Origin of the sequence: Stutzerimonas stutzeri (assembly GCF_038561965.1) — a bacterium.
Lineage (GTDB): Bacteria > Pseudomonadota > Gammaproteobacteria > Pseudomonadales > Pseudomonadaceae > Stutzerimonas > Stutzerimonas stutzeri_AA.
Genome location: NZ_CP139348.1, coordinates 318,929 through 343,680, shown reverse-complemented (window position 1 = coordinate 343,680; position 24,752 = coordinate 318,929). Strand labels below are relative to the sequence as shown.

The window sequence follows — 24,752 nt, the reverse complement described above, 5'->3', positions numbered from 1 at the left end:
CACGCCAGTCGCGATTCGAGCCAGGCATGATCATCCCAGGGCCTCGCCCCTAACAAGACAGGATTACTCATGTCCTTTGCTTCCCTCGGTCTCTCCGAGGCTTTGGCCGGTGCCGTCGAGGCTGCCGGTTACACCCAGCCTACCCCCGTGCAACAGCGGGCGATTCCCGCCGTGTTGCAAGGCCGCGACCTGATGGTTGCTGCCCAGACCGGAACCGGCAAGACAGGCGGTTTCGCCCTGCCGGTCCTTGAACTACTGTTCCCAGGTGGTCACCCGGATCGTGAACACCGCTACGGCCCGAAACAGCCACGCGTGCTGGTGCTGACGCCGACCCGCGAGCTCGCCGCGCAGGTTCACGACAGCTTCAAGGTCTATGCCCGTGACTTGCCCCTGAAGAGCACCTGCATCTTCGGCGGCGTAGGCATGAACCCGCAGATCCAGGCGGTTGCCAAGGGTCTCGACGTACTGGTCGCCTGCCCCGGCCGCCTGCTCGATCTGACCAACCAGAGGGCCATCGACCTTTCGCATGTGGAAATCCTCGTCCTCGACGAAGCTGACCGCATGCTCGACATGGGCTTCATCCATGACGTCAAGAAGGTCCTGGCCAAACTTCCGGCCAAGCGCCAGAACCTGCTGTTCTCGGCAACCTTTTCCAAGGACATCACCGACCTCGCCGGCAAGTTGTTGCACAACCCCGAGCGCATCGAGGTCACGCCGCCGAATACCACCGTCGAGCGAATCGAGCAGCGCATGTTCCGCGTGGCCGCCAGCCACAAGCGAGCCCTGCTGGCTCACCTGATCACCCAGGGTGCCTGGGAACAGGTACTGGTCTTCACCCGTACCAAGCACGGCGCCAACCGCCTGGCCGAGTACCTGGAAAAGCACGGTCTGCCCGCTGCCGCGATCCATGGCAACAAGAGCCAGAACGCTCGCACCAAGGCCCTGGCCGACTTCAAGGCCAACCAGGTGCGCATCTTGGTCGCTACCGATATCGCCGCGCGCGGCCTGGATATCGATCAGCTGCCACACGTGGTCAACTTCGAGCTGCCGAATGTCGAGGAAGATTACGTGCACCGCATCGGCCGTACCGGCCGTGCCGGGCGCAGCGGTGAAGCCATCTCGCTGGTCGCTCCCGACGAGGAAAAGCTGCTCAAGGGCATCGAGCGGATGACCAAGCAGCGCATTCCTGAAGGCGACCTGATGGGCTTCGACGCCAGTGCCATCGAGGCGGAAAAGCCTGAGGTGCGCGAACCACGCCAGCCGCGACCGCAGCGTGGCGAAGGCAAGGCGCGTGGCGAGCGTAACAAGCCCGCCGAGAAAGGCGTCGAGCAGAAGGAGCGCAACCGTCGCAGCCAGAGCAAGGCCCGCAAGCCTGCCCGTGACGGCGCCAGCAGCGAAGCGCAGGCCGTCGTCGCCCGCCCACCTCAGCTGCCGTCGGATCGCGCCCCTGACGAGTTCCGCGATGATGAGGTGGACAATTTCGGCAATCGCGTCGACTACGTCAGCCCCTATCAGAACAAGCAGAACCGTGGTCGCCGGCCTGGCGCTCCGGCCCAGCCGGGCGCCACTCCACGCGCAGCCGGCGCCGCCCGCACGGGTGCTGCCGACGCAGGCGCACCTGCTGGCAAGGGCAAGCGTCCGAGCCAAGGCCAGGGCGCACGCACTGGCCAGCCACGCAACGGCCAACCACGGCGCAAGAGCGAAAGCCGTCGCATCGACGAGCCTGCCGTATCGCGCCAGGAAGCCGCCAAGCCGCGTGAAAAGCAGCCGGTGATCATTCACAAGGAATCGAAGATCGACCGCCTGCCCAGCCTGGACCAACTCGAGCAGCTACCGACTCGCCCGCGCAGTGAGAAGCCGGCACTGCTGACGCGTAACCGAGAAGGTTAAGCCACAGACAAAAACGCCGCCCATTGGGCGGCGTTTTCGTTTCTGCACAACCGCGACGCCGGCGTGATCAGACGATCACGGCGACGGCGTAGCTCAACCGCCCGCTGCCTGGGTCTGGACAGTCGCCCGCCAGCCTCCGCCCAGCGCCTTGAACAGATTGACCTCGCTGGTCATCTGCGCCAGGCGATCGCCAATCAGTTGCTGTTGCACATTGAACAGTTGCCGCTGTGCATCAAGCACCGTCAGGTAGCTATCCACGCCGGTGCGATAGCGTCGCTCGGCCAGGTTGTAGTAATCCTCACTGGTTTGCAGCAGATCCCGCTGCGCCTGTACCTGACGCGTATAGGTGGCCTGGGAGGCCAGCCCGTCGGCGACTTCGCGGAACGCCGTCTGGATGGCTTTCTCGTACTGCGCGATCTGGATGTTCTTGCTGATCTGTGCGTAATCCAGATTCGCCCGCAGCTGGCCGGCATTGAAGATCGGCACGCTGATGCTCGGCGAGAAACTCCAGTAACCGGAGCCGCCATCGAACAGACCGGACAACTCGCTACTGGCGGTACCCGCCGCACCGGTCAGGCTGATACGCGGAAAGAACGCCGCGCGCGCCGCACCGATGCTGGCATTGACCGCACGCAGCTGATACTCGGCCTGCAAGATGTCCGGCCGCTGCTGGAGCAGATCGGACGGCAGCCCGACCGGCAGCGCCGCGAGCTGCGTCCGCTCCAGACCATCAGTCGACGGCAGACCGGCCGGCAAGCTCTGGCCCAGCAACAGCGTCAGCGCGTTGCGGTCCTGCGCCACCAGGCGCGTGTACTGCTCGATGCTCACCCGTGCGCTGTCGACTGCACTACGCGCCTGGCGCAGCTCCAGCGCCGAAGCGACGCCAACGTCGAAACTGCGCTGAGTCAGGCCCAGGCTCTCTTCGTAGGTCTTGAGCGTGTCGCGGGTAACCTGCAGCAGCGCCTGATCGGCCTGCAGTGTCAGCCAGGCATTGGCGACGCTGGCTATCAGGCTGATCTGCGTACTGCGCTGTGCAGCCTCGCTGGCGAAGAACTCCTCCAAAGCCTGGTCGCGCAGACTGCGCAGACGACCGAACAGATCGAGCTCCCAGGATACGCCGAACGTCGCGCTGTACTGACTGCTAATGGTCGGCTCGCCCGTCATATTCATGTCGCCCGGGCTACGGCTGCGCGTGCCCGAGCCATCGGCGCTGACTGCCGGCAGCACATCGGCACGCTGCACACGATACAACGCGCGATAGGCATCGACATTCAGCGCGGCAACGCGCAGATCGCGATTATTCTCCAGAGCGACTTCAATCAGCTGCTGCAGCGCCGGATCACGAAAAAATTCGCGCCAGCCAAGCGTCCGCTCGGAAGTCTGAGCTGCGCTCTGCGGGTAGGCCGCTCCCTGCGGCCAGTCGCTGGCGACCGGGGCGTCGGGACGCTGATAGTCGGGAATCAGCGAGCAACCACCCAGCGCCGCCATGAGAGCAAGGGTCAACAGGGACTTGTTCACAGCGAATCCTCCTTCGCACCTTCGTTGGCGGATTTCGTGCGATCGAAGAACGTGCAGATCATCACGTAGAACAACGGAATCCAGAAGATCGCCAGCACCGCCGCGGTCAGCATGCCGCCGATCACCCCGGTGCCGATGGCGTGCTTGCTGCCCGCACCGGCGCCAGACGCAACAGCCAGCGGTACGACGCCCAGAATGAACGCCAGCGAGGTCATGATGATCGGGCGCAGACGCATACGGCAGGCCTGCAACGCCGCATCGGCATGACTCATACCCTGCTCATGCAGCGCCTTGGCGAACTCGACGATAAGAATCGCGTTACGCGCCGACAGACCAATCGTGGTGACCAGGCCCACCTGGAAGAACACCTCGTTGGACAGCCCGCGCAGCAACGTGAAGGCAAGCGCCCCGACGATACCCAGCGGCACAACCAGCATCACCGAGAACGGAATCGACCAGCTCTCGTAAAGCGCCGCCAGACAGAGAAACACCACCAGCAGCGACAAGGCATACAGCGCCAGCGTCTGCGAGCCAGCCAGGCGTTCCTCGTAGGACTGGCCGGTCCAGGAGTAACCCACCCCCGGTGGCAGCTGCGCGACGATGCGCTCGACCTCGGCCATGGCGTCACCGGAGCTGTAGCCCGGCGCCGGCTCACCGAGCATTTCGATGGCGCTGACGCCATTGAAGCGGGAAAGCTTCGGCGAACCGAAGGTCCACTCGCCCGTGGCGAAGGCGCTGAACGGCACCATCTCACCCGCGTCGTTGCGCACGTACCACTTCTGCAGGTCCTCCGGGCTCATGCGGGCACTGGAAACACCTTGCAGGTAGACCTTCTTGACCCGGCCACGATCAATGAAGTCGTTGACGTAGCGACCACCCCAGGCAATCGACAGCGTGCTGTTGACATCAGCCAGCGAGACGCCGAGAACACGTGCTTTTTCGTCATCGATCAGCACTTGGTACTGCGGCTCGTCGCGCAAGGTATTGGGGCGTACGCGGGTCAGAACCGGGCTTTGACTGGCGAGCTGGAGGAACTTGTCGCGCGCTTGCTGAAGAACCTCCTGGCCAACGCCAGCGCGGTCCTGCAGGAAGAAGTTGAAACCCGTGGCATTACCCAGCTCCATCACCGCTGGCGGCGCAAAGGCGAACACCTGGGCATCGCGGAAGCTGGCGAAATGTTGCTGCGCACGCTGGGCCAGAGCGAAAACGCTGTCTTCCGCGTTGGTCCGCTCGCTCCAGGGCTTGAGGCCGATGAAGGCGATACCCGAGCTTTGTCCACGCCCGGCAAAGCTGAAGCCGGTCACAGTGAACACGGAACGCACGATGTCGCTTTCCTCTTCCAGCAGATAACTGCGCATCGCATCGATGCTCTGCTGAGTGCGCTCGGCGGTCGAGCCTGAAGGCGTCATCACCTGGGCGAACAGGACGCCCTGGTCTTCTTCCGGCAAGAAGGCCGATGGAATACGGGTAAACAGCACCACCATGACACCGACAATCAGCACATAAAGCAGCAGGAATGGCGCCTTGCGCTTGAGCACGGCCCTTACGCCGCGCTCGTAGCCATTGACGCTGCGATCAAAGGTGCGATTGAACCAACCAAAGAAACCGCGCTTCTCGTGGTGGTCGTTCTTGTCGATCGGCTTGAGCAGCGTCGCGCAGAGCGCCGGGGTGAAGATCAGCGCCATCAGCACCGAGAGCACCATCGCCGATACGATGGTGATCGAGAACTGCCGGTAGATCACCCCGGTCGAGCCACCAAAGAAGGCCATCGGCAGCAGTACCGCGGACAGCACCACGCCGATGCCGATCAACGCGCCCTGAATCTGCCCCATGGATTTGCGCGTCGCCTCCAGCGGCGAGAGGCCCTCCTCGCGCATCACCCGCTCGACGTTCTCCACCACCACGATGGCGTCATCGACCAGCAGACCGATCGCCAGAATCATGGCGAACATGGTCAGGGTATTGATGCTGAAGCCGAACACCGCCAGCACACCGAATGTACCCAGCAGTACTACCGGCACCGCCAATGTCGGGACCAGCGTGGCGCGGAAGTTCTGCAGGAACAGGTACATCACCAGGAACACCAGCACGAACGCTTCGAGCAGTGTATGCATGACCCCGGTGATCGAGGCCGAGATGACCGGCGTAGTGTCGTAGGGGTAGACCACGTCGACGCCCGGCGGGAAGAATGGCTTGAGCTCGTCGATGGTCTTGCGCACGCCTTCGACGGTATCCAGCGCATTGGCGCCGGTTGCCAGTTTCAGCGCCAGGCCAGCGGCAGGCTTGCCATTGAACTGGGCACTGACGGCGTAGGTTTCACCGCCCAGTTCAACCCTGGCGACGTCACCCAGGCGTACCTGGGAGCCATCGCTGTTGACCTTGAGCAGGATGTCGCGGAATTGCTCGGGCGTCTGCAGGCGGGTCTTGCCGATGACCGTCGCGTTGAGCTGCTGACCAGGCAAAGCCGGCAGCCCACCGAGCTGGCCGGAGGAGATCTGAACGTTCTGCGCCTGGATAGCCGAGCTCACATCCACCGGCGTCAGGCTGAAGTTGTTCAGCTTGGCCGGATCGAGCCAGATGCGCATCGCATACTGGGCACCGAACACCTGAAAGTCGCCGACGCCCTTGGTACGGGAAATCGGATCCTGCATGTTGGCGACGATGTAGTTGGCCAGGTCGCGCTGATCGAGACTGCCATCGGTAGAGACCAGGCCGATCACGATAAGGAAGTTACGCACTGCCTTGGTGACGCGGATCCCTTGCTGCTGCACCTCTTGCGGCAGCAGCGGCGTCGCCAGCTGCAGCTTGTTCTGCACCTGCACCTGCGCGATATCGGGGTTGGTGCCCTGCTCGAAGGTCACAGTGATGGTCATGCTGCCGTCGGAGTTGCTCTCCGAGGAGATGTAGCGCAGCCCATCGATGCCGTTGAGCTGCTGCTCGATGACCTGCACGACGGTGTCCTGCACCGTTTGCGCCGAAGCGCCCGGGTAGCTCACCGAAATGCCTACGGCGGGCGCGGCGATGCTCGGATACTGATTGACCGGCAACTTCAGGATGGATAAGCCACCGGCGAGCATGATCACCAGGGCAATCACCCAGGCGAAGATCGGCCGGTCGATAAAGAATTTGGACATGGACTAGAAACCCCTCAGCCTTCTTGGCCTTGGGGCTGTGCTGGCACCCCACCGCGATTATCGACATTGGTCGCCGGGACCACTTCGACCTCGACCCCCGGCTGGATGAACTGCAGGCCTTCGGTAATCACGCGATCACCCGGCTGGAGGCCTTCGCCCACCAACCAACGATTACCCACGGCTCGCTCGGTCTTGATCGGACGCAGCTCGACCTTGTTCTCGGCGTTGACCACCATCGTGGTGGGATCGCCCTTGGTGTTGCGCGTAACCCCTTGCTGGGGCACCAGGATCGCCTCGCTCTTCATGCCTGCCACCAGTTGCGCATGCACGAACATGCCCGGCAGCAGATCCTTGTCAGGGTTCGGGAACACGGCGCGCAGGGTCACCGATCCGGTGCCGGCATCCACCGTCACTTCGCTGAACTCGAGCTTACCTTCATGCGCGTAATCGCTGCCGTCCTCAAGCTGCAAGGTGACCTTTGCCGCGTTGTCGCCGGATTTCTGCAGGCGCCCTTCGGCCAGATCACGGCGCAAGGCCAGCAGATCACGGGCCGGCTGGGTCACATCGACATAGATCGGGTCGAGCTGCTGAATGGTGGCCAGTTCCTGCGTCTGCCCGTTGCTCACCAGCGCACCTTCGGTGACAGCGGAGCGACCGATGCGGCCGGAGATCGGGGCCAGCACCTTGGTGTAACGCACGTCGATCCGGGCCCGTTCCAACTCTGCCTCGGCTTGCAGGCTGGCTGCCCGCGCCTCGTCATAGGCCTGCTTGCTGACGGCCTGGTCCTTGACCAGTTCGGCATAGCGGTCGGCCAGCGACTTGCTGGAAGCGACGCTTGCCTGGGCGCTCTTGAGCGTGGCGGCGTAAACCGACGCGTCGATCTGGTACAGCTGCTGCCCGGCTTTGACGTCGCTACCTTCGGTAAACAGACGCTTCTGGATGATGCCGTTGACCTGCGGCCGCACCTCGGCGATGCGATAGGCGCGCGTACGCCCAGGGAGATCAGTGGTTACCGCGAAGGGTTCCGCTTGCAGGGTCACGATACCTACCGTGGGCTTTTGCTGCGCCGGCGGCGCTGCTTCTTCCTGGCAACCAGCCAGGAAAACGGCCATGGCGAGAACGGACATCAGGGCAGCATTGGCTGACTTGATTGACATGGATAGACCTCTTGAAAACCTGGCAGGCGGGGTTGAGCAACAGCGCCGCGGAGACGGAGTGCAGAATGAGCCGAAATATACTTACATCCATTACTGTCTGTAAACCGGCAAACGCTAATCGCTCCCATATAAAATGTTGCGAGACGTGCGCCACAGACCATTCGACGGGCATTCACCCACTCCGCAAAATGCTTCGGTACCTCTTCAACGCAGAACGCCGGCTTGGCGCCGGCGTTCAGATTCGCTAGGGACTACTTACTTGCGTACGCCTTCGACCGAGATGATCAGGTCGACCGTTTGCGAGGCCGGGCCCAGGTCCATCTTGATATCGAAGTCCTTGAGCGTCAGCGTCGTGCTGCCTTCGAAACCGGCACGGTAACCGCCCCACGGGTCCTTGCCCTCTCCAATGAACTTGGCGGCGATCACCACCGGCTTGGTCACGCCATTGAGCGTCAGGTTGCCGGTAATGTCGGCTGTACCGTCGCCGGTAGGCTTCACCGAAGTCGACTCGAAAGTAGCCGTCGAGTGCTTGGAGACATTGAGGAAATCATCGCTGCGCAGGTGCTTGTCGCGCTCCGCATGATTGGTGTCGACGGACGCAGTCTTCAGCGTGACGTTGACCTTGCTTTCTTCCGGCTTCGCCGCATCGAAGCTGAAGGCGCCGTCGAAGTCCTTGAACGTGCCCCACAGCCAGCTGTAGCCGAGATGGCTGATCTTGAAATTGACGAAGGCATGCTGCCCCTGCTTGTCAATGGCGTAGTCGGCCGCCAATACCTGGCCGCCTGCGAGCGCAGAACCGAGGACCAGTGCTGCGAGGGTTTTCTTGAGCATCGATGAGTCTCCTATCGGATGGTGATTAACCGGCATTACGACCGAGCATCCGCTTGAGCGTCGCGTCGCGGTCGATGAAATGATGTTTGAGCGCAGCGCAGGCATGTACGACGGCGAAGATCACCAATGCCCAAGCGGCGTACTCATGGATCAACCCGGAAATGTCGGCCTGGCTAGGAATGGACGTAATCAGCGCTGGCACGTCGAAAAGGCCGAACACACTAATCGGTCGACCATCGGCAGTGGATATCAGGTAGCCGGAGGTCATCACTACGAAAAGCCCGACATAGAGCAGCCGGTGACCGAGCTTGGCGGCCACCTGGGTCAGCCGCCCCTGGCTTGCGAGCGGTGCCGGGGCTGGACTGACGAAACGCCAGAGCACCCGCAGCAGCATGATCGAAAACAACACGACGCCGATGCTCTTGTGCAGGTCCGGCGCGGTGCGATACCAGCTGCTGTAGTAGGTCAGCCCGACCATCCAGAAGCCCAGACCGAACAAACCGAACACGGCCAAAGCGACCAGCCAGTGCAACGCAATACTGGTCAGCCCATAGTGGGTGGAGGAGTTTCGCCAGCGCATCGAATCCGTCCTTCAGATTTCAGGCCTAGCAGACTAGCTGGTTACCTATCGGAATAGAGCGAATTTTTTCGCTTTGAAACATCGAGCAAATCGATAACTGATCGCATCGAGCCGCCGCCGTCAGTTCTGCTAGGCTTCGCGACTCAATGCGAAGGAGTAACGATGAGCCTGAACGACAGCTGGATGCAACGCGACCTCGCCGTGCTTTGGCACCCCTGCACTCAGATGAAAGATCACGAACAGTTGCCGGTGATCCCCATCCGCCGCGGCGACGGCGTGTGGCTTGAGGACTTCGACGGCAAGCGCTACCTCGATGCGGTCAGCTCCTGGTGGGTCAACGTGTTCGGCCACGCCAATCCGCGCATCAACCAGCGCATCAAGGACCAGGTCGATCAGCTTGAGCACGTGATGCTTGCCGGCTTCAGTCATCAGCCGGTGGTGGAGCTGTCGGAGCGGCTGGTCGCGCTGACGCCGGCCGGGCTGGATCGCGTCTTCTACACCGACAACGGCTCGACCGGCATCGAAGTGGCGCTGAAGATGAGCTTCCACTACTGGCGTAACAGCGGCCGCGAGCGCAAACAGCGCTTCGTCACGCTGACCAACAGCTACCACGGCGAAACCGTCGCGGCGATGTCGGTGGGCGACGTCGCGCTCTTCACCGATACCTACAAGCCGCTGCTGCTGGACACTTTCAAGGTGCCGAGCCCGGATTGCTACCTGCGCCCGGAGGGCGTGAGCTGGGAGGAACATTCGCGGTACATGTTCGGGCACATGGAACGAACCCTGGCCGAGCATCATCAGGATATCGCCGCAGTGATCGTCGAACCGCTGATCCAGGGTGCTGGTGGCATGCGCATGTATCACCCGGTCTATCTCAAGCTGCTACGCGAGGCCTGCGACCGCTACGAAGTCCACCTCATTCACGACGAGATCGCCGTTGGCTTCGGTCGCACCGGCACCATGTTCGCCTGCGAGCAGGCCGGCATCACGCCGGACTTTCTCTGCCTGTCCAAGGCCCTGACGGGCGGCTATCTGCCCATGGCCGCCGTGCTCACCACGGACCGGATGTACCAGGCGTTCTACGACGACTACTCAACGCTGCGGGCCTTCCTCCACTCGCACACCTACACCGGCAATCCGCTGGCCTGCGCCGCGGCACTGGCGACCCTGGATATCTTCGCCGAAGACAATGTCATCGAAGCGAACAAGGCGCTGGCAGCACGCATGGCCAGCGCGACCGCGCATCTGGTGGACCATCCGCACGTCGCCGAGGTCCGCCAGACCGGTATGGCGCTGGCCATCGAACTGGTTCAGGACAAGTCCAGTCGCACCGCATACCCCTGGCAGGAACGCCGTGGGCTGAAGGTCTATCAGCATGCATTGGAGCGCGGTGCGTTGTTACGTCCGCTCGGCAGCGTGGTGTATTTCCTGCCGCCGTATTGCATCACCGAGGAGCAGATCGACTTTCTCGCCGCTGTCGCCACCGAAGGCATCGACATCGCCACGCGAGAAGCGTCGGTATCCGTGCCAAGCGACCACTACCCAGGGTTCCGCGATCCGGGCTGACACTGACCACCGTCTCGAAGCGAGGCGGCCTGCGAGCTGGGCCGCCGATGCTTTAGACTTGTCGTCCCCGACTTTTTGCCTGTAGCTGCCCTATGCGCCTATCCCGCTTCTTTATCGACGCACCGCTTTCTCTCGGCCAGCATCCACTGCCCGAAGCATCGGCCCATTACATCAGTCGGGTGCTGCGGCTTTCGGCTGGCAGCGCGGTGCAGCTGTTCGACGGCAGCGGCGACGAGTTCCGCGGCGAACTGGTGGAGGTCGGCAAAAAGGCCGTCACTGTCCAACTGCACGAGCGCCTGAACGGCATGCCGGAATCGGCGCTGCAAATACATTTGGGCCAGGGGCTGTCGCGTGGGGAACGGATGGATTGGGCAATCCAGAAAGCCACCGAGCTGGGCGTCGCGCAGATCACACCGATCATCAGCGAGCGCTGCGAGGTTCGCCTCAACGACGAGCGCGCGGACAAACGTCTGGCCCACTGGCGGCAGATCGCGATCAGTGCCTGCGAGCAATGCGGCCGTTCGGTCCTGCCGTTGATCCACTCGCCCATCGGCCTGCACGACTGGCTGACCGTCAAAGCCGACCTGAAATTGGTGCTGCACCCGGTGGCCGAGCCGCTGGCAAGCCATGCGAAGCCGCAGACGCTGGCGTTTCTCATTGGCCCGGAAGGCGGTTTGAGCGAAAGCGAAGTCGAACAGGCTGCCGCGCGGGGGTTCCTGCCCGCTAGGCTCGGCCCGCGGGTGCTGCGCACCGAGACCGCTCCAGTAGTGGCCTTGAGCGTGGCGCAGCAGCTGTGGGGAGATTTCTAAAAGAACGCTAGCAAACAGCTGCTATCAGATCAGGCCAGCATCGGCGAGCTTCTGTTCCAGGCCGATCAGATCAGGGATACGCGCCTGCACGTCACCAAGGTTGACGGCATCCAACTCCAAAGGCGCAAGCGTCACATCCGCGCGCGCCAGGCTGGCGTCAACCTTGATCGAGTGCGGAATGCCCTGCACCAGCAGCGCGATGAACTTCACGTGATCGCGCCCGCCAACCGCATTGAGAACGGCCACCCGGGCCGTGCTGCTCACCGGCTGCGCCTGGCCGCTGGACGCGGCTTCGAACGAGAGCAGCGGCAGAGTCAGGTCGCGCCACTGCACCTGCCCGAGAAACCATGCTGGCATGCCCTGCACCGGCTGTGGGGCGCGATAGGGTATCAACTCGGCGACCGCCACGTTGGGCATCAGCAACATGCGATCGGCGAGAGGCATCAGCAGCCCGGTGAGGCTTTCCGCATCCTGAGAAACGACCATCTGACTCATGAGTTATCCCGTTGAAAAGGCGTGGCGGGCATGCCGACCTGATTAACCAAATGATTGACCAATGCCTGGGCCAGCTCGCGCGGATCTCCGCTGTAAGAGCTGTAGCCGCCCTCCCGAAGGTTATCCGGCATGCTCGAGCAGGCGCAGGAATCAGCGCGCTGAGTCCACACCCTGCCGCCCTGGCGCAGGACATAGGCGGCCGCGGCACTGCCGTCGCTACCCATGCCACTGAAGGCGATAACGCCGCAGCGCTCGCCGAACTGCTGGGCCAGATTCAGCATCATCTGATCGATGGATGGGCTGTACGGCTCCGGCCAACAGCGACCGTTCAGGCGGGTGCTGCCATCCGCCTCGAAACCAAGCTCCTCGGCGATGGGCGCAATGATCACTTCCCCGCAACGCACTGGCTCGCCGGGGCGAACCTGGCGGACCTGCCACTGGCTATGCCGTCCGACGGCCTGGGATAGCGCCGATTCGAAACTGGCTTCGATATGCTGGGCATAGATGAAACCCACCGGCAGGCCGCCGGGCAACGCATCGAGGAAGGCCTTCACTGCCTCCGGACCACCCAACGAAGCCGCCAGCAGCCATACCTGGTTAGCTGACTCACCGGCCAGCAAGGCGGTATCGGCCAATAGCGGAGGCAGGGTCAGGCGTTCCGGGCGCTGCCCTTCGCCCTGAAGCACGTCCAGACGCGGGCCCACTGCGCGCGACGGATCGCCCACCAGGCGCTTTAGCTTGCTAAACAGGCTGCGTTCCCAGCGCGGATAGAATTCCGAGTGCCGCTCCGGCGCACGCCCTTCGCCGAACAGCACCCGTGTGGTGTCTCGCTCAAGCAGCGCATCCACCAGCGGAGAATCTTCAGTCTGTGCCAGATCGACCAGCCAGAGGTCAGCCTCGGTGCGATCCAGATCGGCAGGTTCCAGACGCGCCGGATCATTGTTCAGTACCACCTGATAACCGCTGCCCGTCAGAGCCTGCTGGAGCACGTGGCGCTGCAGCGAGGTATCGGCAAGTACCGCGATGCGCGCGCAGAGGACTTCAGACATCGGCATGGACCAGTCGCTGAATGGCCTCGAGAAGCACCGATTCCTGATAAGGCTTGCCGAGGTACTCGTTAACGCCAATGTTCAGTGCACGATCGCGGTGCTTCTCGCCGGTACGCGAGGTGATCATGATGATCGGCAGGTCCTTGAGACGCTCGTCGTGACGCACCAGCGTGGCCACTTCGAAGCCGTCCATGCGTGGCATCTCGATATCCAGCAGCATGATGTCCGGCTTGCGCTCCTGCAGTTGCGTGATGGCATCCACACCGTCCTTGGCGGTCAGCACGTTCATGCCGTTGCGCTCCAATAGACGGCTGGTGACCTTGCGCACGGTGACCGAATCATCGACCACCATGACCAGTGTCGGCCGCTCGCTTTCCACCTCAGCCTGCTCCTGCGCCTGATCGAACAGACGCGGCTGTTGCAGCTGGGTGAGCTGATACGCATGGAGCACACGAATGGTCGCCAGCAGGTCGAGAATCACCACGACCCGACCGTCACCGAGAATGGTCGCCCCGGAAATACCATGCACGCCGGCAAACTGCAGCCCGAGGCTTTTCACCACGATTTCGCGCGAGCCGGCAAGGCTGTCGACCTGCACCGCAACGCTGTGCTCTTTCGAACGGACCAAGATCACCGGCAAGGGCAGGCTCTGCCCCACCAGTTTCGGCTTCTGCCCGTTGTTCAGGAGATCGCCGAGATAACGCAGCTCATATGCCTGACCGGCATATTCGAACCGCGGCGCGTCCGGCTGGTAATAGGCCTCCAGTTCGTAAGGCGAGACACGCACGATACCTTCGATGGTATTCAGCGGGATCGCATACAGATCCTCGCCGGAATACACCATCAGTGCCCGGTTCACAGAAACCGTGAACGGCAGACGAATCAGGAAGCGCGTGCCCTGGCCCAGGGTCGATTCGATGGTCATCGAACCGCCAAGCTGCTTGACCTCCGAATGCACCACATCCATGCCCACGCCACGTCCGGATATCTGCGTGACGCGCTCCGCCGTGGAGAAACCGGCTTCCAGGATGAATTGCAAAATCTCATGCTCGGACAGACTGCTATCGTCTGCCATCAAACCACGCTCGATCGCCTTGCGCCGCACCGCGTCAAGATTGATGCCGGCGCCGTCATCGGCCAGTGTCAGAACGATATCGCCGCCCTCACGGGCCAGATCCAGGCGAATGGTGCCCTGCTCGGACTTGCCGGCAGCGCGACGCCGCTCGACCGCTTCGATGCCGTGGTCAACGGCGTTACGCAGCATGTGTTCCAGCGGCGCGACGATTCGCTCGAGAACGCTGCGGTCCATTTCCCCGGTGGCGTTGCCGACCATGAACTCGACCTGCTTGCCAAGCTCACCTGCGACCTGTCGAACGATACGGCGCAAACGCGGGACCAACCGCTCGAAAGGCACCATGCGAGTACGCATGAGCCCTTCCTGAAGCTCGGTATTGACCCGCGCCTGCTGCAATAGCAGGGTCTCGGCGTCACGGTTACGCGCCGCCAGGGTTTCCTTCAGATCGAGCAAGTCGGAGGCCGACTCGAACAGCGCACGCGAAAGCTGCTGCAGCTGCGAGTGACGGTCCATTTCCAGCGGATCGAAATCGTCATAACCCGCGCGCTCGGCCTCGGCGTGGTAACGACTGAGAATCTGCGCCTGGGTTTCGATATCCAACCGACGTAGCTGGTCGCGCACGCGCTCGATGGTTGCTTCCATCTCGCCGAGGGTGAACCCCACATCACTAACCTGCTGCTCGACCCGACCACGGAAGATCGATGTTTCACCAGCCAGATTGACCAGACCTTCCAAGAGGTCTGCAGGAACCTTGACCAGTTCTTGCGGCGCACGTCGTGCCGCAGCCTCCTGGGCGGCCTGTTGCGCACGCCGAATGAATGGCAACACCTTGGCCGGGCTGCTGCTCGGCGCGCGCTGGGCGCTGGCTGCGACGATCGGCTGCGCCAGCGCTACCGACTGGCTCGGCAGTTGCGGCTCGATGTCTGGTGCTTCCGGCTGCGATGCTTCGTTGCCTTCGTTCGCCAGGCTCGCGCGAAGCTGCTCGACATCTTTCAGCAGTGCGTCGTAGCCCTGCTGGACATCGAGAAACAGGCTATCCGGCCAGGGGGCTCCTTGTTGCTGCGCCTCACCGAGCATCTGCTCCAGATCGTGAGCCATGTTGCCCAGGTCGGCCTGACCAGCCAGGCGCGCACCGCCCTTCAACGTGTGCAGCACGCGCAGCATGTCAGCCAAGGGCGCCGAATCCTCGCGACCGGCATCCCAGCGGCCGAGGGCTGACTCCATTCCCTCCAGCAGGTCGTCGGCTTCCTCGACAAAAATGTCGAGAATCTCAGCTTCGGCGGATTCCTGCGCATCTTCCTGAGCCGCCTTCAGCGAAACGCTATTGGGAATGCTCAGCTGCTCATTGGGGTTATTGCGAAAACGCCGAATCGTTTCAATCAGGGCGTCGCCAGAAGGAACCGGCTGGTGGGCTCGAACGGCCTCGAGCATTTCCGCCAGGCGGTCCTGACAGGCCTGCAGCAGACCGAACAACTCAGGACTGGCACGGTAGTTACCGGCACACAGCCCTTCGTAGAGAAATTCGAGCTCATGGGACAGATCGCCGATTTCACGGATATCCGCCATCCGCGCGCCGCCTTTAAGGGTGTGCAGATCCCGTTGCAGAGCTTCGAGTTCAAAGCTGTTATTAACGTCCGCCATCCACCGCTGCAAGCCACCCGCGGCGCTTTCGATGAGATCGAACCCTTCCTCGAGGAAGATCTCCACCAACTCGGGATCACGCTCAACCTCGTTCTGGACAGGGCTCGAAATATCCTTGAACGACGCCGGGGCCTCGTCCACCTCCGGAAGGCCGAGTTCGATTTCGTCGATATCTTCGTTAAGCGGCACATCGATGGCGTGAATTTCTTCCGCTACGGCTTCTTCTTCCTGATCCTTCGCGTTAGCCAGCTCGTCGTCGATATCCAGCAAAGGAATATCAAGCGAATCGGAGGATGATGGCTCATCCTGTGGCTGTGCGACCTCATGCTCGATCGTAGCCAGTCCTTCGATCACGAACGGATCTTCGACAGCAACCGACTCGCTATCGTCAAACACCTCCACTGGCTCGAATACCGGCAGGACGCCCTGGCGAAAGGCTTGCATCGATTCGATCAGTGCGTCGGCGCAGCTCATTGGCAGTTCCCGCTGCAACTGCTCAAGCTGCAGGGCCAGATGATCGTGGCTCCGCTGCAGCAGCGTGGCGAGTTCTTGCGAATAGACGTAGCGGCCGTCGGACAGCCCTTCGTAAAGCGATTCGAGCTCATGTGCCAAGTCGCCGATGGGACGAATGGCGGCCATACGCGCGCCACCCTTAAGCGTATGCAGATCACGCAGCAGTGCCGACAACGCCATCTGGTTGGCTGGATCGGCGAGCCAACGATCGAGCGCATGGCCGGCGCTCTCCATCAGATCGACGGCTTCATCGAGGAATATCTCGACCATCTCATGGTCAAGCTCTTCCTGCGCTTCGTCAGTTGGTGCCGCTTCCATCGGCCAGGCTTCGGCTTCGGCTTCGGCTTCGGCTTCGGCTGGCAATAGTGCCAAGGGCGCGTCGGGCAAGGGTGCAATTTGCTCTGGTTCCGCCGATTGCTCAAACGGCGGCTCCAGCGACAGCGGGTCGATGGCTTCGGCAAGCAGTGCCTCAAGCCGCGCGACCAGTTCCGACTGTTCGCTGACCTGCAGCGCGGCAGCGACCTGATCCATCATGCCGACCAGTGCCTCATGGCCCTGCTCGACGTCGTCGAAGAATCGCTCACTGACCGCTAGCCGGCCCTCCTCGACCACCGCATACAAGCGCAGCAGCACCTGGCACAGAGCCTCCATCTGCGGCAGATCGGCCATCTTCGCGCCCTGCCCGAGCGTAGTCAGCTCCTGTAGCAGAGCCGAAAGTTCCTGACGTTCGGCCGGGTGCTCGCGCCAGCTGCGCAGCAAGTCTTCGGCGTCCAGCAGGATATCCATGCCTTCAGAGAGGAAGAGCGCGATCATGCTTGGGTCGCGAGCCTCACCCGCGTCGTTGTGCTGACGGGCACCGGCTTCCACCAGCCTTGCTTGGTGCAAGGCATGCACCTTGGCCAGAAACTCCGGCGCGCCATCGATCGGCGCCAGCGGCTCATGCTCGAGATTGGCCAGCCCCTGGCGCAGCAGTAACTCGGCCTCATGCAGCAGCTCAGCTTCCGCCAGGTCCATCTGAATCAAGTTGGTCTTGAACTCCTTGACCATCTTTTCCAACGGCGTTGCGATTTCTGCGACCGGCAGAATGCCGGCCATATGCGCACTGCCCTTGAGCGTATGCAGCGCACGCTGCAGCGCATCGGTAATCGGCTGGGGGAGTCGCTGCGCACAATCGGCAAGGAAGCTGACCAGGGTGGTTAAATGCGCCTCGGCCTCGTTACGGAAGATCTCCAGCAACTGAGGATCGAGCGCATCGTCATCGGCCAGCAAAGCGGCCTGCATCGATTCTTCCACTGGCGCTGCAGGTGTCTCAGCTGGCTGCGAGAGCAGCGCCGGCTGCCCCTTCGCCAGCGCATGTGCTGCGGCAGCCAGTTGATCGACATCGTCACGCTGGCGCTGTGCCTTGGCCGCAAATTCGTCGACCAGGGCGGGCATCAGCGCGACGACTTCATTCACCACCTGCTTGAGCGAATCGGTGACCTGGATGCTGCGGTCCAGAACCCGGTTGAGCAGATTTTCAACGGACCAGGCAAGTTCGCCGATGATCAGCGCACGCACCATTCGCCCGCTGCCCTTGAGCGTATGGAAGGCACGGCGAACTTCACCCAGCGCCTCTTTGTCCTCGGTATCGGCAAACCAGCGCGGCAGCTGCTCGCCGATGGTTTCCAATACTTCCGCAGCTTCCTCGATGAATACTTCGAGCAGATCCTCGTCAACCGGCTCTTCGCCCTCGGGAGGCGGCAAGAGGCTGGGCGGAACGTTCTGAGCAGGTGGGTTGATGGCTGCAACCGGTGCCGCCATGACCTGTTCCAGGCTGAGCTCCGGCTTGGACTCAGCTAGCGGCGATGGCTCAGGCTCGCAATAGTCCGGCAGCGTCACGTCCGGAAGATCCAGCTCGGCGACCTGCGCCTCGCTCCAATCACTCAGGGACGGTTCTTCGTCTACCACTACGGCTGGCGTATCAGACAGCTGAACGTCCTCAGGCAGACTGAAGACGATGTCTTCCTCGCTGGACAGATCGTCCATCACCCAATCGGCCCCGGCTTCAGCTTCTTCGGCGCTGGCTTGGGACTCCGCATGAGTGCCGGACTGCAATTGCGGCTCGTCCGCCAGCTCGGGCTGCGCAAAAGTCTGAAATGCTTCCTCAGCGGCCGGTGCGAAGTCGAAAGCATCCAGCGTCGCATCCGGCTCTTCGGGCAACACTTCGATTTCATCCAGCGGGTCCACCAACGCGACTGCGGCCGGTGCAGCCTCACTTTGGTTGGGCTGCGCGCGCCCCAGCGAGTAGCCGAGGTTCTGCAGGCTTTCTTCGGCCACGTCCAGGATCAGGTCACCCTGTGTACCGCAATCTTCGGACAGGCGCTCAAGGTAATACTCGACGCTGGTAATCGCATCGGCCAGGGTATCCAGACTTTGCCAGTCAGGCACGGCCTTGCGGGCCAGGAGCTGGTCCTGGATATATCCATTGCAGGCCTGCAACAAGGCTGCGGCGCGCTCCAGAGGAATCATCGCCAGCCCGCCACGAACCTGAGTCAGCAGCTCGGGCACCCGTGCAAGATGTTCATGGTTCCACTGGGATGCGATGAATTCGATGATCGCATCCTTGGCCTGTTCCAGGCCATTACGCGCTTCACGAATCACCAGTTGGTGGATCTGGGCGACGTCGGTCGTCGGCAGGTGGCTCGCTTCGTTGCGTTCCTCAACGGGGCCTCCGACCATGCCAGCGAGAGTAGCCTCGACGTACAACAGCGCTCCGGCGATGTCCATCAGTACGGCGTCATCCGGCGCCTGCTGACCCTGAGCAACGGACTGTACGAGAACGATCTGGTCGAGCACGATTTTACGCGGCTGTGCGAAGCCAAGGACGGCCAAGGTATCGGCGATCTGCTTGAGCGGCACCTCAAGACCGGCGAGGTCGCCGATGACCTTGCGATCACTGCGTACGAACAGATCCAGACTGTCCTTGACCCGGACCAGTTCTTCACAAAGCGCAGCGACCACCGAGCGCATCGCGCCCCGGTCCGGGCCTGCCAGCTGAGCACGTTCCTGATCGACCACGGCACTGTCCGGCAGTGCTTCGTCGAGACGGTATTGCTGCTTGAGCGACTGAATGCGCGGGGTTTGCCCCGCCGCCTTGGCGACGTAGAACAGCAGGTTCTTGATCAGCTCATCGGGTGCCGCCTGGTTCAAACCGTCGACACCCTCCTCGACTAGCCGCTTGAGCTGCTTGTCGACCTGGCGCAACAGGGTGCGAACCGAAGTACCGTTGGTCACTTCACCGCTAGCCAGACCTTCGACCATTCCCGATGCGATCTGCCATAACGCCGCCAGGGGCGCGTCCTTGCAGAGCATCTCCAGTCGCGCGAACACCCGAGCCATATAGCCCAGGTTGGTCGGCAGGTCCTGATTACGGATCACTCCGACCAGAGCCACCTGCAACATTTGACGCAATTTGCGTAGCAGCGCTGGCAGCTCATTCGTGCGCAAGCGCTCGACCGACTCCTGTGACAGCGCCGGGGTGCGCCCGGACAGATCAGGTGAAAACAGACTGGTTTCGGAAAGCAGCTTTTCCCCGCGCGCGGCGCGCAGATCGTTAAGCAGCGGTAGCACCACCATCGGCAGGTCGCGGCGCGCACTCTGAATGCGATCCAGGTAAGCGGGTAGCTGCAGGATGGCCTGCATCATGACCTCGAGTGCTTCGCCCTGATTGGTCACCCGTTCGTCGAGCAGAGCACGCGCCAACTGCTCCATTTCCTCGGCGAGCAATGCTGCACCGAAGAATTCCACCATTTGCAGAGTGCCGTGAACCTGGTGCACGTAGGTCAGGCAAAAGCGCATACGGGTCGAGTCCTGCGGGTTCTCGACGAACGCCTCCAAGGCCTGACGCGCCTGCTTAAGCGTTTCGGCAATCTCGCCTTTCACCCACTCCAGGGCGACATAATCGTGCCGATCACCCATAGCGACTCCGCTCATAAACTTTTCCGGGTAAAAGCCAGAACCTGATCATTGGCCACCGGAAGCAATTCCGGATGCTGCCAACCAACCACTTCACCAACACCGATCACCAACAACCCCCCTGGGGCCAGGCAGTCCGCCAGGCGATTGAGGATTTCTCGGCGACGCCAGCGGCGGAAGTAGATCAGCAGGTTCTGACAGAAAATGACGTCCATGCCCGAGACCGGCGAGCTCGCCAGCTCCAGCACATTGAGCCTTGCAAAGCACACACGTGCAGCCAGGCCGGGAATGATTTGAAAACGATCATCGGGCAGCGGTAGGAAGTAGCGATCACGCAGCGACGGCTCGACCTGTTCCAGCTTGCGCGAGTTGTAGATCCCAGCACGGGACTTGGCCAGAGCACTCAGGCTGATGTCGGTCCCGGTGACCCCGAAACCATTATCGGAGCCGCATCCGGCCAGTACCTCAGCAGTAGCCATGGCCAGCGAGAATGTCTCCTCTCCACTTGCGCAACCCACGCTCCACAAGGCCAGGGGATGCTCAAGAGCCTCCCGCTGCATGCGTCGCCGCAGATGCGAATCGAGCAGCTCAAAAGAAGCGGGGTGCCGGAAGAAACGTGTTTCCTGCACGGTCAGCCGGTCCATTAGGGTGGACCACTCAACCGCACCGCGGGGGCCAGAGGTGACCTGCCGATAATAACTGGCATAGTCGGGAGCACCGACCTCGCGCATGCGCGCGCTCAGGTTGGTCTGCAGGAAGCTGCGCCTGCGTTCGCTGACGACCATGCCGGAACGCTCCTCGAGGAGCGCTTGCCAGTCATGAAATTCCGCCGGCGACATATCGGCCAAGGGCTCCAATGCCCAGTCAAACCTCGGCTGCATGCCCTGCCCCTCGATCGTGATCATCGGCGGCAGCCATTAAATGGCTGCCGCACCCCTCAAGTCAGGCCTGATCCGGAGCATCCGGCAGGGTAAAGCCGGAAACGGAATGGCGCATCTCGTTGGCCATCTTGGCCAAGTTGCCGATGCTCTTTGCCGTAGCGGTGGTACCCGACGAAGTCTGCGAGGTGATCTCCTGGATCACGTTCATGGTGTTGGAAATGTGGCCGGCCGAAGAAGCCTGCTGACGTGCCGCGTTGGAGATGTTCTGGATCAGCGCAGCAAGCGTCTTGGATACTTTCTCGATCTCTTCGAGTGCCACACCGGCGTCTTGGGCCAGACGCGCACCGCGAACCACTTCCGAAGTGGTCTGCTCCATCGAGATGACCGCCTCGTTGGTGTCGGTTTGAATCGTCTTAACCAGCGCCTCGATCTGTTTGGTCGCTGCGGAAGAACGCTCTGCCAGGCGCTGAACCTCGTCCGCTACCACCGCGAAGCCTCGGCCGGCGTCACCAGCCATGGATGCCTGGATTGCCGCGTTGAGTGCGAGGATGTTGGTCTGGTCGGCAATGTCGTTAATCAGGCTAACAATGTCACCAATCTCCTGGGACGACTCACCGAGACGCTTGATCCGCTTGGACGTGTCCTGGATCTGCTCGCGAATGTTGTCCATGCCGGTGATGGTGTTGTGCACCACCTCGTTACCCTTGTTGGCGATGGCTACGGAACGTTCCGCTACCGCCGAGGACTCCGCGGCGTTGGCCGATACCTGGTCAATGGAAACGGCCATTTCGTTAATTGCTGCAGAGGCGCCGGCAATCTCTTGCGCCTGGTGTTCCGAGGCCTCGGCGAGGTGCATCGCGGTGGCCTGGGTCTCTTGAGCAGCGCCCGATACCTGAACCGCGGTCTGGTTGATGGTGGCTACCAGCTCGCGCAACTGGTCGATGGAGTAGTTGATCGAGTCCGCAATCGCACCGGTAAAGTCTTCGGTTACCGTAGCGGCTACCGTCAGGTCACCGTCTGCGAGGTCACCGATTTCATCGAGCAGTCGCAGAATCGCAGTCTGGTTACGCTCGTTCTTTTCGGCTGTTTCGCTAAGGCGGCGACGCGCCTCCTGAACCATCACCAGACCGATCAGGATGATGGAAGCCAACGCCAGAGCGCCGAGCACATAGCCGAGAATGGTGTTCAGATAACGAGCATCTGCACGACTCTGCAGCCCTTGCGACAGCGCCGAGGTCTTGTCCAGCAGGGTTTGCGAAACTTCAAAGATGCTGTTCGCCGACTCGCGCACCTGGAACAGCTCGGGCGAGGTTTCGAGGATCTCATCCACCGAACCGGATACGAACTGGAACAGCTCGGCAATCTCGGAAAGACGATCGCGGGCTTCGTCGTCGGCCACTGCGGTGATGCCCATGGCGACGTTGCCTTCGATCATCGCATTCAGGACGCGACCGAAAAGACTCGCATCGCGGCCGAACATGTCCGCCGCCTGAACCGAATCCTGGTCACCGGAAAGAACCTTGTTCACCGAGCCGAGAATACGCTCGGCCAGCAGCGACTGGCGCTGGGCTACCGAAACCTGAGCTGCCGGCGCGCCACTTTCCAGAAGAATATCAACGACTTCTTCGTACTCGACCTGCAGCTGCGGAATGGTTTCAGCCAGAGTGCTGGCTACCTGATGCAACGAAAGAACTGTCTGCTCGCTGGAAAGGATGGCATCGGTGTCACGACGCAGCGTGCTCCAGTCCTGCTCCACCGCGTTCACCTCGTCGCGCAGCGACTCAGGAACTGCGGGCAGGCCTATGCTGTCGTTACCTTGGGAGAGATAACCCCAACGCTGGTTGAAGTCGTTACGAGCCTGCTTGAGAGACGCGAACGCCTCTTGCGTGCCAGTCGCCGCTTCCACGGCATCCTTAGCGATCTGCTGGGACAGTACGCGCAGCTCTCCAGCGTGAGCGATGTATTCGTTATCGTGATCGGCTTGCGTATTGACGTACGCGAAGTTCGCGAACAGAAGTACGATCGAAACGATCAGCACGATAAACAAACCGGTGGTCAGCGTATTGCTGCGCACCCCGCTCAACAAAGCATTAGCATTCATTTTGATCATTATCCGGCCCCCGCCTGGACCCCCGTGCGTTTCCATCCAAGAACCAAAAGGCCGACCTCAGTCGACCCACCTACAACTAAAAAGCGACGTCTAAAAACGCCTGATGCGCAGCCAATGCGTGCGGGCTGAAGACCAGCCAGGGCTGCTCGCGCTGGAACACACCATGAATGAACGGCTGAATCGATGCTTCGATCGGAGGCAACTCCTCCGAGAAGGTTTCTACCGGGAAGTGCTGCATGCCGAAGACTTCGTCCACGGTCAGCCCGGCGAACACTTCCTGATGATCCACCACCAGAACCCTGCGCTGTTTGCGCAACGCCGAAAGCTCAAGCCCGAAATATCCACAAAGATCCATGACCGGCAGCAATCTGCCGCGAACATTTGCCACACCCTTGACCCAGCTCTTGACGCCGGGTAACAGCGTGTAGCGCGGCTCGTGGAGAATTTCACCGACCTCACCCATCGGAGCGACGAACAATCGACCCCCCATTCGGAAGCCGATCCCTCCCCAGGTTTGTACGGCTTCCTGCTGAGATGGCAGGCCCGCCGCGTATGCGCGGCATTGTCTATCTAGCTCCAGCAACTGCTGAAACGGCGTTTGCATGTCAGGCATGCTGGCCACGTCCCTTTGTCCGAGTGTTGACTACCCCGGCGTCAGCCCGCCAGAACGGCATTCAGGGTTTTCAGCAATGTGGCTTCGTCCACCGGTTTGGTCAGGTAATCCTTGGCCCCCTGGCGCTTGCCCCAGACCTTATCGGTTTCCTGATCCTTGGTGGTAACGATGATCACCGGAATGTGACTGGTTTCCGAATCTTTGGTCAGTTGACGGGTGGCCTGAAAGCCATTGAGCCCCGGCATGACGATATCCATCAGAACGGCGTCTGGCTTTTCCTGACGCGCCAACGCAACGCCATCGGCGCCGTTCTCGGCTTTCAGCACCACATGACCATGCTTCTCCAGCATGGCGGTGAGCTTGTACATTTCGGTCGGCGAATCATCAACAATCAGAACGCGAGCCATGTTTTCTCCATAGGAAGGCTTCAGCGGCAAACAATGCCGAACTTCAGGATGCTTGCTCCACCGGTACGAAATCAGGGACATGTGCCTTGATCGCACCGAGCAGCTCTTCTTTGCTGAACGGCTTGGTGAGGTATTGATCGGAGCCGACAATACGCCCTTTCGCCTTGTCGAACAGGCCGTCTTTGGAAGACAGCATGATCACCGGCGTTGACTTGAAGGAGCTGTTGTTCTTGATCAACGCGCAGGTCTGATATCCGTCCAGCCTGGGCATCATAATATCGACGAAGATGATGCGGGGATGAGTATCCGCAATCTTGGCGAGCGCATCGAAACCGTCTACTGCGGTGATGACATCGCAACCTACTTTCTTCAGCAGGGTTTCAGCAGTGCGACGAATCGTTTTCGAATCGTCGATCACCATGACCTTCAAGCCCTCGGAGTGCTGTTCCATTTCGCCCTACCATCGCCTCGGTGAGTCGTAGTTTATCGTTATGTCAGTGCGCCGGAGGCCCTGCCACCGATGGGCTGC

16 protein-coding genes are annotated in these 24,752 nt (G+C 61.6%); 3 read left to right on the top strand and 13 right to left on the bottom strand.

Going from position 1 to position 24,752, the window contains the following annotated elements; genetic code table 11:
* Positions 1–69 precede the first annotated feature (69 nt).
* The gene (locus SM130_RS01485) at positions 70–1,890 is read left to right on the top strand and encodes a DEAD/DEAH box helicase (protein ID WP_102824071.1); all 1,821 of its coding nucleotides are present in this window, start codon (positions 70–72) and stop codon (positions 1,888–1,890) included.
* Positions 1,891–1,983: 93 nt separating this feature from the next.
* On the opposite strand, the gene SM130_RS01480 is transcribed toward SM130_RS01485, so the two are convergent.
* The 5 genes from SM130_RS01480 to SM130_RS01460 all read right to left on the bottom strand — a co-directional run bounded on the left by SM130_RS01480 (position 1,984) and on the right by SM130_RS01460 (position 9,110).
* Positions 1,984–3,408, bottom strand: coding sequence for an AdeC/AdeK/OprM family multidrug efflux complex outer membrane factor (locus tag SM130_RS01480; RefSeq protein ID WP_102824070.1), 1,425 nt, complete (start codon positions 3,406–3,408; stop codon positions 1,984–1,986).
* A complete protein-coding gene (locus SM130_RS01475; protein WP_102824069.1) occupies positions 3,405–6,542 on the bottom strand; it encodes an efflux RND transporter permease subunit in 3,138 nt (1,045 codons plus the stop codon). The genes SM130_RS01480 and SM130_RS01475 overlap by 4 nt, the downstream gene beginning before the upstream one ends.
* Before the next feature lie 14 nt (positions 6,543–6,556).
* Positions 6,557–7,699 (bottom strand): efflux RND transporter periplasmic adaptor subunit, encoded by a 1,143-nt coding sequence (locus SM130_RS01470; RefSeq protein ID WP_102824068.1) that lies wholly within the window; start codon positions 7,697–7,699, stop codon positions 6,557–6,559.
* 255 nt (positions 7,700–7,954) lie between these two features.
* Positions 7,955–8,530, bottom strand: coding sequence for a YceI family protein (locus SM130_RS01465; RefSeq protein WP_102824067.1), 576 nt, complete (start codon positions 8,528–8,530; stop codon positions 7,955–7,957).
* 25 nt (positions 8,531–8,555) lie between these two features.
* Positions 8,556–9,110 (bottom strand): cytochrome b, encoded by a 555-nt coding sequence (locus tag SM130_RS01460; protein WP_102824066.1) that lies wholly within the window; start codon positions 9,108–9,110, stop codon positions 8,556–8,558.
* A 162-nt stretch (positions 9,111–9,272) separates the two neighbouring features.
* Between SM130_RS01460 and SM130_RS01455 the strand changes: the two genes are divergently transcribed.
* Positions 9,273–10,676 (top strand): adenosylmethionine--8-amino-7-oxononanoate transaminase, encoded by a 1,404-nt coding sequence (locus SM130_RS01455; protein WP_102824065.1) that lies wholly within the window; start codon positions 9,273–9,275, stop codon positions 10,674–10,676.
* Positions 10,677–10,768: 92 nt separating this feature from the next.
* A complete protein-coding gene (locus SM130_RS01450) occupies positions 10,769–11,485 on the top strand; it encodes a 16S rRNA (uracil(1498)-N(3))-methyltransferase (RefSeq protein WP_102824064.1) in 717 nt (238 codons plus the stop codon).
* 24 nt (positions 11,486–11,509) lie between these two features.
* Here the strand turns inward: SM130_RS01450 and SM130_RS01445 are convergent, their stop codons facing one another.
* From SM130_RS01445 to pilG, 8 genes are all read right to left on the bottom strand, one after another.
* A complete protein-coding gene (locus SM130_RS01445; protein WP_102824063.1) occupies positions 11,510–11,980 on the bottom strand; it encodes a chemotaxis protein CheW in 471 nt (156 codons plus the stop codon).
* Positions 11,977–13,029 carry a chemotaxis protein CheB gene (locus SM130_RS01440; RefSeq protein WP_102824617.1) on the bottom strand — a complete coding sequence of 351 codons (1,053 nt, stop codon included), beginning with the start codon at positions 13,027–13,029 and terminating at the stop codon, positions 11,977–11,979. Before SM130_RS01440 ends, SM130_RS01445 begins: the two co-directional genes overlap by 4 nt.
* The gene (locus tag SM130_RS01435) at positions 13,022–20,215 is read right to left on the bottom strand and encodes an Hpt domain-containing protein (RefSeq protein WP_102824062.1); all 7,194 of its coding nucleotides are present in this window, start codon (positions 20,213–20,215) and stop codon (positions 13,022–13,024) included. Before SM130_RS01435 ends, SM130_RS01440 begins: the two co-directional genes overlap by 8 nt.
* An 11-nt stretch (positions 20,216–20,226) precedes the next feature.
* Positions 20,227–21,093, bottom strand: coding sequence for a CheR family methyltransferase (locus SM130_RS01430; RefSeq protein WP_102824616.1), 867 nt, complete (start codon positions 21,091–21,093; stop codon positions 20,227–20,229).
* Between the two features lie 61 nt (positions 21,094–21,154).
* Positions 21,155–23,203 (bottom strand): methyl-accepting chemotaxis protein, encoded by a 2,049-nt coding sequence (locus SM130_RS01425; protein WP_102824061.1) that lies wholly within the window; start codon positions 23,201–23,203, stop codon positions 21,155–21,157.
* Positions 23,204–23,279: 76 nt separating this feature from the next.
* The gene (locus SM130_RS01420) at positions 23,280–23,816 is read right to left on the bottom strand and encodes a chemotaxis protein CheW (protein WP_102824060.1); all 537 of its coding nucleotides are present in this window, start codon (positions 23,814–23,816) and stop codon (positions 23,280–23,282) included.
* A gap of 41 nt (positions 23,817–23,857) precedes the next feature.
* Positions 23,858–24,223 carry a twitching motility response regulator PilH gene (gene pilH, locus SM130_RS01415; RefSeq protein ID WP_003297216.1) on the bottom strand — a complete coding sequence of 122 codons (366 nt, stop codon included), beginning with the start codon at positions 24,221–24,223 and terminating at the stop codon, positions 23,858–23,860.
* Between the two features lie 43 nt (positions 24,224–24,266).
* Positions 24,267–24,674, bottom strand: coding sequence for a twitching motility response regulator PilG (gene pilG, locus SM130_RS01410; protein WP_003286242.1), 408 nt, complete (start codon positions 24,672–24,674; stop codon positions 24,267–24,269).
* Positions 24,675–24,752 lie beyond the last annotated feature (78 nt).

Excerpts from the sequence above, each read along its gene's own strand:
- SM130_RS01485 (WP_102824071.1), top strand. The coding sequence starts at position 70 with ATGTCCTTTGCTTCCCTCGGTCTCTCCGAGGCTTTGGCCGGTGCCGTC.
- SM130_RS01475 (WP_102824069.1), bottom strand. The coding sequence starts at position 6,542 with ATGTCCAAATTCTTTATCGACCGGCCGATCTTCGCCTGGGTGATTGCC.
- SM130_RS01470 (WP_102824068.1), bottom strand. The coding sequence starts at position 7,699 with ATGTCAATCAAGTCAGCCAATGCTGCCCTGATGTCCGTTCTCGCCATG.
- SM130_RS01465 (WP_102824067.1), bottom strand. The coding sequence starts at position 8,530 with ATGCTCAAGAAAACCCTCGCAGCACTGGTCCTCGGTTCTGCGCTCGCA.
- SM130_RS01460 (WP_102824066.1), bottom strand. The coding sequence starts at position 9,110 with ATGCGCTGGCGAAACTCCTCCACCCACTATGGGCTGACCAGTATTGCG.
- SM130_RS01455 (WP_102824065.1), top strand. The coding sequence starts at position 9,273 with ATGAGCCTGAACGACAGCTGGATGCAACGCGACCTCGCCGTGCTTTGG.
- SM130_RS01450 (WP_102824064.1), top strand. The coding sequence starts at position 10,769 with ATGCGCCTATCCCGCTTCTTTATCGACGCACCGCTTTCTCTCGGCCAG.
- SM130_RS01445 (WP_102824063.1), bottom strand. The coding sequence starts at position 11,980 with ATGAGTCAGATGGTCGTTTCTCAGGATGCGGAAAGCCTCACCGGGCTG.
- SM130_RS01440 (WP_102824617.1), bottom strand. The coding sequence starts at position 13,029 with ATGTCTGAAGTCCTCTGCGCGCGCATCGCGGTACTTGCCGATACCTCG.
- SM130_RS01435 (WP_102824062.1), bottom strand. The coding sequence starts at position 20,215 with ATGGGTGATCGGCACGATTATGTCGCCCTGGAGTGGGTGAAAGGCGAG.
- SM130_RS01430 (WP_102824616.1), bottom strand. The coding sequence starts at position 21,093 with ATGCAGCCGAGGTTTGACTGGGCATTGGAGCCCTTGGCCGATATGTCG.
- SM130_RS01425 (WP_102824061.1), bottom strand. The coding sequence starts at position 23,203 with ATGATCAAAATGAATGCTAATGCTTTGTTGAGCGGGGTGCGCAGCAAT.
- SM130_RS01420 (WP_102824060.1), bottom strand. The coding sequence starts at position 23,816 with ATGCCTGACATGCAAACGCCGTTTCAGCAGTTGCTGGAGCTAGATAGA.
- pilH (WP_003297216.1), bottom strand. The coding sequence starts at position 24,223 with ATGGCTCGCGTTCTGATTGTTGATGATTCGCCGACCGAAATGTACAAG.
- pilG (WP_003286242.1), bottom strand. The coding sequence starts at position 24,674 with ATGGAACAGCACTCCGAGGGCTTGAAGGTCATGGTGATCGACGATTCG.